Origin of the sequence: Pectobacterium carotovorum, assembly GCF_900129615.1 — a bacterium.
Classification (GTDB): Bacteria; Pseudomonadota; Gammaproteobacteria; order Enterobacterales; family Enterobacteriaceae; genus Pectobacterium; species Pectobacterium carotovorum.
This window is the reverse complement of the sequence record NZ_FQWI01000002.1, coordinates 608,199-623,574: the sequence shown is the minus strand read 5'-3', so window position 1 is coordinate 623,574 and position 15,376 is coordinate 608,199. Positions and strand designations below refer to the sequence as shown.

The window sequence follows — 15,376 nt, the reverse complement described above, 5'->3', positions numbered from 1 at the left end:
ACGCTGGCCGCACAGTTCAACCGTCCGGGCCACGAGATTGTTAACCATCACACCTACACCTTCCTCGGTGACGGCTGCATGATGGAAGGGATTTCTCACGAAGTCTGCTCGCTGGCAGGCACCATGAAGCTCGGCAAACTGACTGCGTTTTATGATGACAACGGCATCTCCATCGACGGTCACGTTGAAGGCTGGTTTACCGACGATACCGCTGCCCGTTTTGAAGCCTACGGCTGGCACGTGGTGCGTGGCGTAGACGGTCACGATGCGGACGCCATCAAACGCGCCATCGGCGAAGCCCAGCTTGTCACTGACAAGCCGTCGCTGCTGATGTGCAAAACCGTGATTGGTTTCGGTTCTCCGAACAAGGCTGGTACGCATGATTCCCACGGTGCCCCGCTGGGTGAGGCGGAAGTCGCGGCTTCCCGCGACCAGCTGGGCTGGACGCACGCGCCGTTTGATATCCCGGCTGACATTTATGCTGCCTGGGACGCGAAACCGGCCGGTCAGCGTAAGGAAGCGGCCTGGGATGAGGCGTTTGCCGCCTACGCCAGCGCCTACCCGGAACTGGCTGCCGAATTCACTCGCCGCACCGGCGGTGAACTGCCAACTAACTGGCAGGCAGACGCGCAGAAATTTATCGACGATTTGCAGGCCAATCCGGCGAAAATCGCCAGCCGCAAAGCCTCACAGAACGCGCTGGAAGCTTACGGCAAACTGCTGCCGGAATTCCTGGGCGGCTCTGCCGACCTGGCACCGAGCAACCTGACCATCTGGTCCGGCTCGGTCTCGCTGGATAAAGACCACGCGGGTAACTACATCCACTACGGCGTGCGTGAATTCGGTATGACGGCGATTGCCAACGGGATTGCGCTGCACGGGGGCTTTGTACCGTACACCGCGACCTTCCTGATGTTTGTGGAATACGCGCGTAATGCCGTGCGCATGGCTGCGCTGATGAAAATCCGCAGCATCTACGTTTACACCCACGACTCCATCGGTCTGGGCGAAGACGGCCCGACGCACCAGCCGGTTGAACAGCTGGCAAGCTTGCGCGTGACGCCGAATATGAGCAACTGGCGTCCGGCGGATCAGGTGGAGACCGCGGTGGCGTGGAAATATGCCATTGAGCGTCAGGACGGCCCGACGTCGCTGATCCTGTCCCGTCAGAATCTGGCACAGCAACCCCGTACCGCTGAACAACTGGCAAACGTGGCGAAAGGCGGCTACGTGCTAAAAGACAGCGATGGCCAGCCTGAGCTGATCCTGATTGCCACCGGTTCTGAAGTTGAACTGGCTGTCGGCGCGTATGACAAACTGACCGCCGCAGGCCGCAAGGTGCGTGTGGTGTCCATGCCGTCTACAGATGCGTTCGACAAGCAGGATGCAGCCTACCATGAAGCTGTTCTGCCGAAAGCGGTATCGGCGCGCGTAGCGATTGAAGCGGGTATTGCAGACTACTGGTTCAAGTACGTCGGTCTGAACGGCGCGATTGTCGGCATGACAAGCTTCGGCGAATCTGCACCGGCTGAGCTGTTGTTCGAAGCATTCGGCTTCACCGTCGATAACGTGGTCGAAAAAGCGCAGGCGCTGCTGAAGTAAAGCGGTGGTTCGGTAGACTGACGATGCCGTAAAACACCAGTAGTAGACTGCGATATCGCGCGCAAAAGGATCGCAAACCGCACTATTGTTTGTGATCCAGATCAATTAATTCACCTGAGTATATTGCATGACTCCAGCGCCGCATGCTGATATTGCGGCGCAACACCACAAGTTGCACCAGCCTATTTTTATCGCGGCGTGCTACTGCTTCGGCAGGCAAGACCAAAGTAAAAATGCATTTCCTCTTTTTTAGAGGTGCATTTTTATTTTGGTCTTTTTTTTTGGCCTAATTGGCGTCAACACAGGGTAAAACTATGGATTATCAAAAAATGAATTATCAAAAACTTGGGGTCGACATCCTCGCATTGAGCGGCGGCAAGCAGAACGTCAGCAAACTGACCCACTGCGCCACTCGCTTACGTTTCGAGTTCAACGACAGCCATGCCGTACAGGCAGAGGCGATTGCTAAACTTCCCGGCGTCATCAGCGTGGTCGATCGCGGCGGCCAGTTTCAGGTGGTGATCGGCAACGACGTTCAAGTCACCTATCGCGCGATTTTGAATGAGATTGGCGAGATGAACAGCCAGCGCAATGCTGGCAACAAGCAGCAGAAAAAAGGCGGCATTTTTACGCAAATCATCAGCGTGATTTCCACCACCTTTACCCCCGTCATTCCAGCAATTACCGGCGCAGGGATGATCAAAGCACTGCTGGCAATCCTCAAGCTGACTGGCTTAATTTCTGCCGACAGCACGACCTATCGCTTGCTGGATACCATCTCCGATGCGGCCTTTTTCTTCCTGCCCGTGCTGCTGGCTTACGGTGCCTCCATCAAGTTCGCCTGTAACCCAATTCTGGCGATGACAATTGCTGGCGCACTGCTGCACCCGAATCTGGCTCAGCTTTTAGCATCAGGCGGGCCCATCAGCTTTATCGGTATTCCGGTACGGCTGGCGGACTATGCCGGATCGGTGTTACCGATCATCCTCACCGTATGGATCATGTCCTACATCGAGAGATTCGCTGAAAAAGTCTCACCGTCGATGATCACCTTCTTCACCAAGCCGATGATCGTGCTGCTGTTTACCGCGCCATTGGCGTTAGTGGTGATTGGGCCTTTCGGTATTTTCCTCAACGATCTGGTCGCCAGCGGCGCGGCCATCATTGACGGCAAGGCAAGCTGGTTAATCCCGATGCTGATGGGTGGCCTGCAACCGTTCCTGGTGATCACCGGTACGGCCTGGGCGATGACGCCGATTGCCACCTCGCAGCTTACCCGTAACGGCTTCGAAATGATCAACGGGCCCGGCATGCTGGCTTCTAACATTGCTCAGGGTGCCGCCACGCTGTGCGTTGCGTTTAAAACCAAGAACAAGAATCTGAAACAGCTGGCTTCTTCGGCGGGCTTCACCGCGCTGCTGGGTATCACCGAACCTTCCCTGTACGGGGTGACGCTGAAACTGAAGAAACCGCTGATTGCCGCCATGATTGGCGGGGGCTGTGCGGGCATCTATGCCGGTTTAGCCGGGCTGGTTCGCTACGCCTTCGTCTCACCAGGGCTGGCAGCGCTGCCTGCTTTCATTGGTGAAAACCCGATGAACATCGTCCATGCACTGATCACCTGCGCCATTGCGATTGTCGTCACGTTTGCTCTCACCTGGATCATGGGATTCGACGATCCGGTGGATGAAACTGACAGTGCCCAAACCGACTCAGCTCAGGCAGATCAACGCCAAGCGACACCGGCAGCCAATACCGCGCAAAAACCGCAGGCCGCAGAAGGCCATGCGGAACAGCAAGCGATTATGAGTCCCCTGTCCGGCAAATTGGTCGCGCTGAGTGACATTAACGATGACGTATTCTCACAGGGATTACTGGGGCAAGGCGTGGCGATTATTCCTGACAACGGTGAAGTGGTCGCGCCCGTCAGTGGCGAAATCATCACGTTCCTTGAGTCTAAACACGCCATCGGCATCCGGGCTGACAACGGTTTGGAATTGCTGATTCACGTCGGTCTGGACACAGTGAACCTCAACGGCAAGCACTTTACTGGCTATATCAAACCGGGCGACCGCGTCACCGCTGGCGACAGGCTAATTAGCTTCGATCTGCATGAAATCACGCGTCTGGGTTATGACCCGGTTACGCCAGTCGTGATTATCAATAGCGATGAGTACGCCAGCGTCGTCTGCACCGCACCGCAGCCGATCGCCCCGATGGATACCATCATTAAAGTGAACGCCTGACGATCCATAAAAGCATTGGGCAAGGTGCCCAATGCTTTTCAGTCTCCCTGTATGTGAGAAAAATATGCACTATCAACAGCAAAAACACTTCCCGGCAGGTTTTCTGTGGGGGGCGTCGACGTCGGCTTATCAGGTAGAAGGTGGCTGGCAGGCCGATGGGAAAAGCCCGTCGATCATTGATCAATGCAAGCACCCGGAAAACACTGCCGACTTCACCGTCGCCAGCGATCACTATCATCGGTTTAAAGAAGATGTGCAGCTTTTCGCAGAGCTGGGCTTAAAGGCCTATCGCTTCTCTATCGCCTGGACACGTATTCTTCCCGATGGCACCGGTGCCATCAATCCGCTGGGTATCGCGTTTTACAACAATCTGATTGATGAGTTGAATGCGCACAATATCGAACCCGTCGTCACGCTCTACCATTTCGATTTGCCTTATTGTCTTGAGGCACAAGGCGGCTGGCAGAATCGCGCCACGATTGATGCCTTTGTTCACTACGCCCGTACGCTGTTTACGCATTTCGGCGACAAGGTAAAATATTGGCTGACAATCAATGAGCAGAACACCATGATTCTGCATCCCGGCGCGATTGGCCTGCCGGAAGGTGGCGTGTTACCGTCTAAAAAAGTGCTGTATCAGCAAAACCACCACATGATGTTGGCGCAGGCTCAGGTCATGACCTTGTGTCACGAACTCGCGCCCAATGGCCTGATTGGTCCGGCGATCAACACCACGTCTATGTATCAGGCCACCAGCAAACCGGAAGATGCTATCGCCGCACACAACTGGGAAACGCTGCGCTGCTGGAGTTTTCTGGATGTTGCCGTACACGGCAGCTACAACGCGCTGGCCTGGCGTTATCTGGAAGATCGCGGTCTGGCACCGGAAAAATTACCCGGCGATGACGATATTCTACAGTCAGGAAAGCCCGACTACGTGGCGATCAACTACTACTCCACCGCCACCATTGCCGCCAGCAAAGGCGATGCGTCGGATGTCAGCGCCCGCGCGGGCGATCAGCAAATCATGCTGGGCGAACCCGGCGTCTATCGCGCAGCGGAAAACCCGTACGTTGATAAAACGCCTTATGGCTGGGTGATCGATCCTATTGGCTTACGCTTAACGCTGCGGAAAACTTACGAGCGCTATCATCTGCCGATCCTGATTACGGAAAACGGCATGGGCGCGCCGGATAAGCTTGAGGCCGACGGTACGATCGACGATCAATACCGCATCGATTTTATTGCTCGCCATATTGAACAGATGCAGCTCGCCATCAGCGATGGCGTTGATCTTATTGGCTATTGCCCGTGGTCGGCGATCGATGTGGTCAGCACCCATCAGGGCTACGGCAAGCGTTACGGATTTATTTACGTGAACCGTGACGAATTCGATCTGAAAGATCTGCGCCGCATCAAAAAGAAAAGTTTTTACTGGTATCAAGGTGTCATAGAATCAAATGGAGCGCGCTTATTTCCCAGCGTCCCGTGATACCGATATCCAGTAAACGTTGTTAAAACGGGGATGAGCACGACGCCGGATATGTCACGTTGCAGGAAGCCTATTTCCCGCAACGTGACACGTCATGAAGCAGGCTTATCTCACTGGCTTTCCCACTGAATCACTCAAGAAACGCATGATGGCTGAACCGATAAAAGCAATAAAAATACTGAACAATAGCCTGGTGTTATCTTCCGATGCAGATAACAACGAAATCATTGTTATGGGGAAAGGAATCGGATTTAACAGCAAGACCGGAGATATTCTCGATCCGGCCAAAATTGAGAAGACTTTTATTCTCAAGGATGGTACATCGCCACGTGAATTTGCCCGTCTCATTGAACACGTCGGGGAAGAATATGTTCACATCGTGAATAAGATTATTGATGATGCGAACCGGCAGCTTCATGGTCGTTTGAGCGAGCAGGTCTTTTTTACGCTGATCGACCATATCAGCTTTGCGATTGAGCGCTATCGCAAAGGCATCAGCATACAAAATCGTCTACTTTATGAGGTAAAGCGGTTTTATCCGCAGGAATTCGCGATTGCCTCACGGGCGCTCAACGACATTAACCAACAGATGAAGCTGGAATTGCCCGAAGAAGAAGCAGGCAATATCGCGTTTCATTTAGTCAATGCCCAAACCGACATCCAGAATATGGAGAACACGCTCCAGTCGGTCAAGATGCTGAAAGATATCTTTAATATCATCCAGTACAACTTCCATATCGTGATTGATAAAGAGTCGATTAATTACTCCCGTTTCCTGACGCACATGCAATTCTTTATTCAGCGTCTGTTGGAAAATAGCCTGATTCATTCAAATGATGACTTTATTTTTGAGCAAGTCACCAAAGAATATCCTGATGCCTATAAGTGCAGTCGATTGATCAAAGACTATATTCATAACCTGCTCAATATCGACATTTCTAACGATGAAATGCTGTACCTGATTATTCATATCGTCCGCATCACACCGGAAAAATAATCCCTTCCCAATAGCCAGGCGAAATGCCGCTATTGGGCAAGATTTCTGCCATTATCACCGGTCCCCTTTCGGGTATATGTTCTGATTGCCTTTGCTTTGCGATATTTATTCTTTAGCCTTCAACCCAGTCAAGATAATAAAGAAATAAATGCTATCATTCTGTTTATCATAGTAAAAAATCCATTTCACACTCCCGTAATCCAATAACAAAAGTAACAAAATCGCTCGCTTATAACTTATAACCTTTTTTTATTTGTCCTGTTTTACCCTGACGATTAAAAGAGAAAAGGTGTCAAAAAATGCCGTTTGGCAAATCACATACCGCATAAGCCCTTTTCTTTTGATAAGAAAAACCCATTTATTTTTTCATGTCTTATGAAGAAAGGCATGTTAGTTAACCCAGGTAAAAACAATGAAAAAACCTCTGCTGGCCTTTCCATTACTTATGCTTGGCGTATTGCCGTCGGCCTTTTCTGCCGATCAAAATGTCCCCACCACTCGCACCTTTCAGGTTCAGTCCGATGCCGCCTTAAAAGCCAAAGTGCCAGAGGCCGTCCTGCAAAAAGGCTTTATCGTTGCGGGCACCAACCCCAATACGCCGCCAACCACCTTTTATCAGGAAGATAATAAAACGCTGGCAGGCCGCGAGATCGATATCATGAACGCGATTGGTGACCGGCTGGGCGTGCCGGTGAACTGGAACGATACCGGCGGGTTCGACAACATCATCCCCGGTCTGAAATCAGGCCGTTACGATGTGGCGCTGTCGAATATCAATGCGACGCCAAAGCGCCTTGAGCAAATCGATTTCATCGGCTATTTCAACGCATCAAAACTGGCCATCATTTCCCTTAAAGACGCTAACGTCGCGCCTTTTACCTCCCTCAGCGTGCTGTGCGGTAAAGAAGTTGGGGCGGGAGCGGGTACCACTCAGCTACTGCGCTTGCAGGAAGCCGACAAGCAGTGTGTCGCAGAACAGAAAGACGCGATCAAAATCGCGATCTTCCCGGATCGTCCATCAGGCGTACAGGCGGTGATCAGCGGGCGCGTACCGTTGTTCTTCGGCCCTTATGAAGGACTACGCTATCAGGTGAGTCAGGTAAAACGGCTGACCATCAGTGGTGATATCGCCGTTAACGATGCACCTGTTTCCATTGCGTTCCCTAAAGACTCGGCTCTGGAAGACGCGGTTCAGGCGGCGCTGAATTCGCTGATTAAAGATGGCACCTACCAGAAGATTTTGGATAAGTGGGACATCGGCTACGGCGCAGTCCCTGAGGCGAAACGTAACGCAGAGATCTTCGGATGAGTACTTCCTCGCCGCAGCAGGAACTGCACATCGTTGCCAACCGACACTACGGGCGCTGGATCAGCGCCCTGCTGGTTCTGCTGCTGTTAGGCGCAATCGCCCATTCCGTGCTGAACAATCCCCGTTTCGAATGGCGGGTCGTTGTGGACAGTTTTACGGAGGACTCCATTCTTCAGGGCGTCATCATGACGCTGAAACTGACCGCCATTTCGGTGGTATTGGGCTTTGGCGGAGGCACGATACTGGCGCTGATGCGTCTGTCCAGCAACCCGGTGCTGGTGGCGGTCAGTTGGGGCTATACCTGGTTCTTCCGTGGCGTCCCGACGCTGGTGCAGCTGTTTCTCTGGTATAACATTGCAGCGCTCTACCCGACGATTTCGCTCTCGCTGCCGTTTGTCGGCGAACTTTTCAGCGTTCCCGGAAATACGCTCATCAGCCCGTTTAATGCCGCCGTGCTGGCGCTGGTCATGCACCAGTCTGCCTATGCGGCGGAAATCGTTCGTGCGGGCATTCAAAGCGTCAACCCCGGTCAGTTAGAAGCAGCCCGCGCGCTGGGATACCGTAAACCGCAAATATTCTTCTACACCGTTCTGCCGCAGGCGATGCGCGCCATCCTGCCTCCTGCGGGCAACGAGGTCATCGGCCAACTGAAAACCACGGCGGTGGTTTCCGTGATTTCGCTTCAGGATGTGCTGTATTCGGCACAGATTATTTATCAGCGGACCTATGAAGTCATCCCGCTACTGCTGGTTGCCACTATCTGGTATCTGCTGCTGACCTCCGTGCTGTCTGTCGGTCAATACTATGTTGAACGCTATTTCGGCCGTTCCACGCTCAAACGCAACAAGCCAGGTAGAAGCCGTAAACCGCGTGCTGCAAGGCTTACCCAACGCGCCCGGCCAGCGAGCCGGCAGCAGCCCAGCGAGTCCCCCGGCACCTGAATCGGCGGGCGACCAAAGTCGTGCTCTCAATGAATGATGAAGGAAAGGCAACTATGGGCGAGCCCATCACACTGCGAAACGTGCGTAAATTCCTGTCGGGAAACCTGATTTTAGATGACATCGATTTGCAGATGGAGGCCGGATCGGTCACTGCGATTCTGGGTCCATCCGGTGCGGGTAAATCCACGCTGCTGCGCTGTATTAACCATCTGGAAAAACTCGATGGCGGCACCATTTGCGTTGGCGACACGCTGGTTGGCTATCGGCAAAAAGGCCATCGGCTCTATGAATTGAGTGACAAACAGGTCGCAGCCCAGCGCAGTAAAATGGGCATGGTGTTTCAGCACTTTAACCTGTTCCCTCACCGTACCGTGCTGCAAAACGTGAGCGATGCCCCGCTGCGCGTTAAAAAACGTGAACGGCAGGAGGTGCTCGATCAGGCGTATTCGCTGCTGCGACAGGTTGGACTCGCGGAGAAAGCCGACGATTGGCCGCACCAGCTTTCTGGCGGCCAACAGCAGCGGGTCGCGATTGCCCGCGCCCTCGCCATGAATCCGCAGGTGATGCTCTTTGACGAACCCACTTCGGCATTAGACCCGGAACTGGTTGGTGAAGTGCTTCAGGTCATTAAGAAGCTGGCACATTCCGGTATCACGATGGTCATCGTCACGCACGAGATCGGCTTCGCCCGTGAGATCGCCGATAACATCGTGTTTATGGAAAACGGTCGAATTGTCGAAACAGGCCCGGCCAGACGGGTACTGGACGCCCCGCTGAACCGCCGTACGCAGGCCTTTTTCTCAACCGTGCTGTAATTAGGGCACGTTCTGCTATTTATGCCCGTCATACTTAAAGCTGCTTGTGCGTTGGCAATACTCGGCTCATGGCTGAGCTTTCCCCTAAAAGGCTGCCGCAAGCGGCGTTCAAAACGAACTCGTTTTTTCACGCCACTCGAATGATTTAGGATATTACGGCTACGGGTCAGTGAAGTCATCGCACTTCTGAAGATTTAAGCGTACTTTTGAATCATTAGCGTTTTAAATTAATTAAGCATTCGCTAATATCAGTCTCATAGAAAAATTATGGACATTTTTTGTGGCAACAATTACAGATATCGCTCAAAAGGCCGGAGTAGCAGCCTCGACTGTTTCTCGCGTACTTAATAACGATCCCAGCCTGTCCATAACCAAAGAAAAGCGCCAACTCATCAAGAAAATTGCCCATGAGTTAGCCTATTTATCGCCTACACAACGTAAGCAGCAGAAAAAAAGGTTAGAGAACTCGCTTGTTGTCCGCTCTCATTTCAAAATGGATAATGACAATGTATTAAATCTCGCCGTCGTCCACTTTCTTACGCCTTCAGAAGAACTCAACGATCCTTATTTCACCGCAATGCGTATTGGCATTGAAAACCGCTGCCACCATTTTAATATTTCGTTACGCAATCTATTCACCACAAATTTATCATCCAATAGCCATACTTTATCTCAGGCGCAGGCGATCATTTGTGTAGGTCACTTTAGCGATAGCGATATCGCCTTAATCTCTTCATTAAATAAAAATCTGATTTTTATCGATTCTGCCCCCCTCGATAAACAATGTGACGCCGTGCTTTTCGACCGGGAAGCGGCTGCACGCGAGGTATTACATTACATTGTGAATAGCGGCGCTCAGCGCCCCGCATTTATAGGGAACAATGAGAGCCGGTTGCATGTATTTCAGGAGATAACGCAAAAACACGGTATCTACGACGAATCGCGGTGCAAGGTCAGCCAGTTATTCTGTATTGAGTCCGGATATCAGGCGATGAATGAGTTGCTGCAACAAAAAGAATGGCCTGATGTCGTGTTCGCGGCGACAGACATTATCGCTATTGGCGTGTACCGGGCGATTCAAGAGAAAGGTATTTCCATCCCTAAGCAAATCAAAGTGATTGGGATGAATGACATCCCCACAGCACAACATCTCAATCCCAGTTTGACCACAATGCGGCTCTACCCCACTGAAATGGGCGAAGCCGCCGTCGATCTGTTTTTAGAGCTGGTGGCAGGACGCTATTATAAAAAACACGTACAGATTGGTTATGAGATGGTTTGGCGCGAAAGTTTTACGCTTAACGATGCCCTTTTATAATACGTCCCCTTATCTTTCCTGCTCTTACAAATAAAGTGGCCACGCAAGGACATTACGCGGCCAGAGAGCGTCAATTAGCGGTTATTTTCCACAGCTGATTCCATCCCCCGTTATCATGCCATTGAATACCGGATGCCCCGTTCTCTGTTGAACGGCTGTTAACATCCAAAAGTTTCCCACTGTTCCTGTTCATGATTTTATAATAGCCATCGCCCGCATCCAAAATCAGCCACTGCTGGCTAAAATGGCCGGTGTTATACATTTGGAGAATTTGCGCACCATCCTCATTGGCACTGAAATTAACATCAATGTACTTTCCGCTATTCACATTCACCAGATTGAAGTAACCATTGCCAATCGCGTTAAAATAAAAACGCTGGCTGTCCCAGTTGCCGTCACTGTATTGTTCAACCCATGCACCGTCTTCACGCGAACCGCTCACAACATTCAGTGATTTGCCACTATGTCGATTAGCGATCTTATAGCGGGTTCCGTTGATAAAATTGATTTGTGATTCAGCAAACGCGTCCAGTGCTCGGGTAAATTGCAATACATTGGTTGAAACTTGCGTCGTCGCGCCTAAAGCGTAGCCATCCGGTAACACCTTTGCATTGCCCGCAGGTTCCCAATAAAAAACCCCGATCCCTTTATTTCCCGGCACCGCTTTAACAAGATTAATCGTATCCCTAATCGTCCAGTAACTGTCTGTCGGGTTAGTTTCCAAACCGCCGACTTCAACGACCATGACTTCCTTACCATAGCGGCTCGCCATATCATTGAGGTTGCTAGCCAGTGCGCCAGTGAGCTCCCAATAATTTTTCCCCTCCCAATAGGGGTAGAATGAAAAGCCAATCACATCGGTTTTCCCACCGTGCGTAGTGAGGAAATTGTCAAAAAACCAGCGAGCGTTTGAATTATTATTGCCATGCGCCAGATGGCTGATCACTTTAGAGGAAGGGCTGACTGCTTTAACCGCATCATAGCCCGCATTCAGTAGCTGCGTTAAATTGGCAAATCGGCTTGTGCTGCCTTCCGGTAGTAAAACTCCAGGGTTCATTTCGTTGCCAACCTGCACCCATTCCGGCGTCACGCCAGCGGCAATGAGCGCAGTCATCACCTCATGTGTATGGTTATAAACGGCCGTCGTTAATTGACCAAGATTGTAATTCGCCCACGCGGCTGGCTTTATTTGATGGCCAGGATCTGCGAAAACATCGCTGTAGTGGAAGTCCACCATGACACGCATTCCCATCGCTTTGGCGCGCTGCGCGGCATCCACCACGCGGGTTTTATCCGTATAGCCGAGCATCGTCCAGGTCGTATTATCTTTATGCCATAACGCACTGGGGTCGGGATTAACGAAAATGCGTAACCGTACAGCGTTAATGCCGTGATCGCGCAATATCTGTAATACATCGCGCGGCGTTCCTGCATCATCACGCCAGCTTACTCCGCGATCTTCTAATTGCTTTACCCAGCCAATATCCGCGCCATAAGCAAACGGCTGCGCCGCTTTCGCCAGATTGGCCAACATGAACCCGATAAACAGCATTAACAATACAGAGATGATTCCTGAATAATTATTCTTTTTCATTCATTTCTCCTTGAGGTAACACGCTTAAAAGGTATTTATGACATAAATACCCAGGTACAGATTAAAAAAATAGCGGGCGGTACTTATAGAAATAAATTTCACATAATAAACCAAGCAGCCAATATCAATGGCTGCTTAGCTAGTTTTCTAATTTTTTCACTTATTCAACATGGCGTTTTCTATGGGGTTATTCTCGCCATGACAGACATTTTCTTTTTAATTAATCCGCTTTCCGTTTTCATCAAAAAAGTGCAGATGTTCACTCTGGCACGTCAGCGGAATCGTTGAGTAAGGCACAATATTATTATCACCCGACAAATGAACCTTGAAATTATTAACGCCAGAATACGCACCAAAAATATAGGTAGCATTACCCAACCTTTCAGTGACCTCACTATTGATCGACAAGCTGACATCACCGCCATTTGGATCAATACTCAGGTGTTCAGGGCGGATACCCACGGTAATTTTCTGATCGGTGCACAATTCGTGGTTAGCAAGATTAACGGAAAGTGTATTGAGCTTATTGATCAAGATACTCACGTTGTTCCCTTCAACCTGTAGCACTTCGCCAGGTAAAAAGTTCATATTCGGCGAACCGATAAAACCAGCGACAAAAAGATTTTCTGGCTTATGGTAGAGCGCCATCGGTGTCCCAACCTGTTCAATATATCCCTTGTTTAACACCACAATTTTATCCGCCAGCGTCATCGCTTCCACTTGATCGTGCGTCACATAAACCATGGTGTTACGCATTTCCTGATGAAGCCGGGCAATCTGTAAACGCATTTCCACACGTAATTCGGCGTCGAGGTTCGATAAGGGCTCATCGAATAAGAACACTTTAGGATCGCGCACAATGGCTCGCCCAATCGCAACGCGCTGCCGCTGGCCGCCAGACAGCTGTTTCGGTGTGCGATCCAACAATGCTTCTAGCTGGAGCGTCATCGCGGCCTTGCGCACCATTTTTTCGACTTCAGCTTTGGGGTGCCCGTTCATTCTCAACCCAAATCCCATATTTTCAGCCACCGTCATATGCGGGTACAGCGCGTAAGACTGGAACACCATCGCAATCCCCCGCTCTGCGGGGTCGAAATGGTTCACTAAACGGTTATCAATATGAATTTCGCCATCCGTGATCTCTTCCAATCCTGCGATCATTCTCAGCAACGTCGATTTACCACACCCCGACGGGCCGACGAAAACCACAAATTCGCCAGAATTAATTTCAAGATTGATACGATGGATTGTTTCCGTCTTATCGTAACGCTTCACTATATTTTTTAGTAAAATATCAGCCATGTTGAACCTCAAACTTAATTTGCCATTGCGCGCGCATTACTTCACTGCGCCCGTCATACTTGCGATAAATTGCTTTTGCATGGCGAAGAAGATAAGTAAGCTAGGAAGAGTAGAGATGACTGTTCCCACCATAATAAGCCCGAAGTCTGGAGAATAGGCAGAAGCGAAGCTGGATAACACCAGATTAATCGTCTTTAATTCATTAGACTGAAGGACAATAAGCGGCCAGAGAAAGGCATTCCATGACGTCATGAAAACAATGATAAACGCAGCGGAATAGCTGGCTCGCATAATCGGCACGTAGACATACAGAAAAATTTTCCACTCCGCGACGCTTTCCACGCGCGCAGCGTCGATCAGCTCCCTCGGAAACGTTTTCGTACATTGCCTAAAGTAGAAAATAATAAATGCGCCTGCCACCGTCGGCATGACAACAGCAAAATGCGTATCCAGTAAGCCAGCCTTACCAAACATGGTGAAAAGCGGGATCATTAATGCCGCAAACGGGATCATCATCGTCGTTAATAGCGCAACATAGACACGCTCACGATTCTTACTGGAATAAATCTCAAAGGCATAACCCGCAATAGAGCACACTACCAGCGTCGATACCGTGCTAATCAACGCAATCTTTGAGGTATTCCAAAACACTAATGCCAGATCTACCTGACTCGTCAGATTGGTAAAGTTGACCAACAGCTGATCGCCAAACGTGAATTTACCCATGTTGATTTGGCTGGTGCTATTCGTGCTCGATACCACCATCCAATAGAATGGGAAAAGCGAGAAAATGCTCATCAGCACAAGAAAAATATGCATCAGCATGCTGTTAATTTTACTTTTTCTCATATTATCCCTTCCGTGCTGCTTTAAACTGAATCAGCGCAAGTATTGCTGAAAAAACAACAATCACGTATGAAACCGTTGCCGCATAGCCAAAGTTCGGCACAAATTTGAATGACAAATTATAAATATAAAGCGATAACGTCAGCGTCGCATTTGCCGGACCACCATTCGTAATATTCATAACCTCATCAAACAGCTGTAATGTGCCAATAGTTGATGTCACACTGGTAAAAAGAATAACCGGTTTCAATAAGGGGATGGTGATGAAGAAAAACTGCTTAATGGGGCTGACGCCATCAACCCTAGCCGCCTCATAAATTGACTTATCAATGTTCTGCATAGCGGAAAGATAAAAGATCATATTATATCCTGTCCAACGCCATGTGATCGCAATAATAATCGTCACCTTTGCCCAGAAAGGATCGGACAGCCACGGAATCGGATCGTCAATAACATGAATAAACAGCAAGAATGAGTTAATCACGCCATCCAGTTCAAACATACTCTTGAAAAGAATTGAGTAGGCCACCAGTGAGGTCACGCAAGGCAAAAAGATGGCAATTCTAAACCATTGGCGATATTTAAGCTGAGACGAATTCAAACAAGAAGAAATAGCCAGTGATAATAGAATCATAATGGGAACTTGGATTACCAGAAACGTTAACGTATTCCAAAGTGCCGTTTTGAACATAGGATCACTGAATAAACGAATGATATTTCCCAAGCCAACAAATTGTGTCACCACACCACGGCCAGACTGAAAAGAGAGCCAAAGTGATTTGAAAATAGGGTATATCGTCATTAAGGCAATTAACCCAACAGCCGTAGCGACAAAAGCCCAGCCGTTGATGTTATAAAGCCTATTCATTTTAGGTTTATACATCATTATTACACCATCGATTTCTGGAGAGAAA

The 15,376-nt window shown here is 50.0% G+C and carries 12 protein-coding genes; 8 read left to right on the top strand and 4 right to left on the bottom strand.

Going from position 1 to position 15,376, the window contains the following annotated elements; all coding sequences use genetic code 11:
* From tkt to BUB06_RS07055, 8 genes are all read left to right on the top strand, one after another.
* A partial coding sequence (tkt, locus tag BUB06_RS07090; RefSeq protein ID WP_072886124.1) for a transketolase occupies window positions 1-1,602 on the top strand: 1,602 nt, incomplete at its 5' end.
* Window positions 1,603-1,931: 329 nt separating this feature from the next.
* A complete protein-coding gene (locus BUB06_RS07085; RefSeq protein WP_039471047.1) occupies window positions 1,932-3,848 on the top strand; it encodes a beta-glucoside-specific PTS transporter subunit IIABC in 1,917 nt (638 codons plus the stop codon).
* Window positions 3,849-3,912: 64 nt separating this feature from the next.
* Window positions 3,913-5,340 carry a glycoside hydrolase family 1 protein gene (locus BUB06_RS07080; protein ID WP_039471046.1) on the top strand — a complete coding sequence of 476 codons (1,428 nt, stop codon included), beginning with the start codon at window positions 3,913-3,915 and terminating at the stop codon, window positions 5,338-5,340.
* Between the two features lie 148 nt (window positions 5,341-5,488).
* A complete protein-coding gene (gene licT, locus BUB06_RS07075; protein ID WP_080726764.1) occupies window positions 5,489-6,337 on the top strand; it encodes a BglG family transcription antiterminator LicT in 849 nt (282 codons plus the stop codon).
* A gap of 412 nt (window positions 6,338-6,749) precedes the next feature.
* Window positions 6,750-7,646 (top strand): ABC transporter substrate-binding protein, encoded by an 897-nt coding sequence (locus BUB06_RS07070; protein ID WP_039470952.1) that lies wholly within the window; start codon window positions 6,750-6,752, stop codon window positions 7,644-7,646.
* Complete coding sequence (locus BUB06_RS07065; protein WP_039470951.1) at window positions 7,643-8,587, top strand: amino acid ABC transporter permease; 945 nt, start codon at window positions 7,643-7,645, stop codon at window positions 8,585-8,587. The genes BUB06_RS07070 and BUB06_RS07065 overlap by 4 nt, the downstream gene beginning before the upstream one ends.
* Window positions 8,588-8,640: 53 nt before the next feature.
* Entirely contained in the window at window positions 8,641-9,402 is a 762-nt protein-coding gene (locus tag BUB06_RS07060; RefSeq protein ID WP_039470949.1) for an amino acid ABC transporter ATP-binding protein, read from the top strand.
* A 280-nt stretch (window positions 9,403-9,682) separates the two neighbouring features.
* Window positions 9,683-10,720 carry a LacI family DNA-binding transcriptional regulator gene (locus BUB06_RS07055; protein ID WP_039470947.1) on the top strand — a complete coding sequence of 346 codons (1,038 nt, stop codon included), beginning with the start codon at window positions 9,683-9,685 and terminating at the stop codon, window positions 10,718-10,720.
* 70 nt (window positions 10,721-10,790) lie between these two features.
* Here BUB06_RS07055 and BUB06_RS07050 read toward each other — a convergent pair whose 3' ends face one another.
* The 4 genes from BUB06_RS07050 to BUB06_RS07035 all read right to left on the bottom strand — a co-directional run bounded on the left by BUB06_RS07050 (window position 10,791) and on the right by BUB06_RS07035 (window position 15,348).
* A complete protein-coding gene (locus tag BUB06_RS07050) occupies window positions 10,791-12,314 on the bottom strand; it encodes a glycosyl hydrolase 53 family protein (RefSeq protein WP_039470946.1) in 1,524 nt (507 codons plus the stop codon).
* 216 nt (window positions 12,315-12,530) lie between these two features.
* Window positions 12,531-13,616 carry an ABC transporter ATP-binding protein gene (locus BUB06_RS07045; RefSeq protein ID WP_039470944.1) on the bottom strand — a complete coding sequence of 362 codons (1,086 nt, stop codon included), beginning with the start codon at window positions 13,614-13,616 and terminating at the stop codon, window positions 12,531-12,533.
* Window positions 13,617-13,652: 36 nt separating this feature from the next.
* Complete coding sequence (locus BUB06_RS07040; RefSeq protein ID WP_039274968.1) at window positions 13,653-14,465, bottom strand: carbohydrate ABC transporter permease; 813 nt, start codon at window positions 14,463-14,465, stop codon at window positions 13,653-13,655.
* A 1-nt stretch (window position 14,466) separates the two neighbouring features.
* On the bottom strand, window positions 14,467-15,348 hold the full coding sequence (locus BUB06_RS07035) for a carbohydrate ABC transporter permease (protein WP_039274971.1): 882 nt from the start codon (window positions 15,346-15,348) through the stop codon (window positions 14,467-14,469).
* Between the last annotated feature and the right edge of the window lie 28 nt (window positions 15,349-15,376).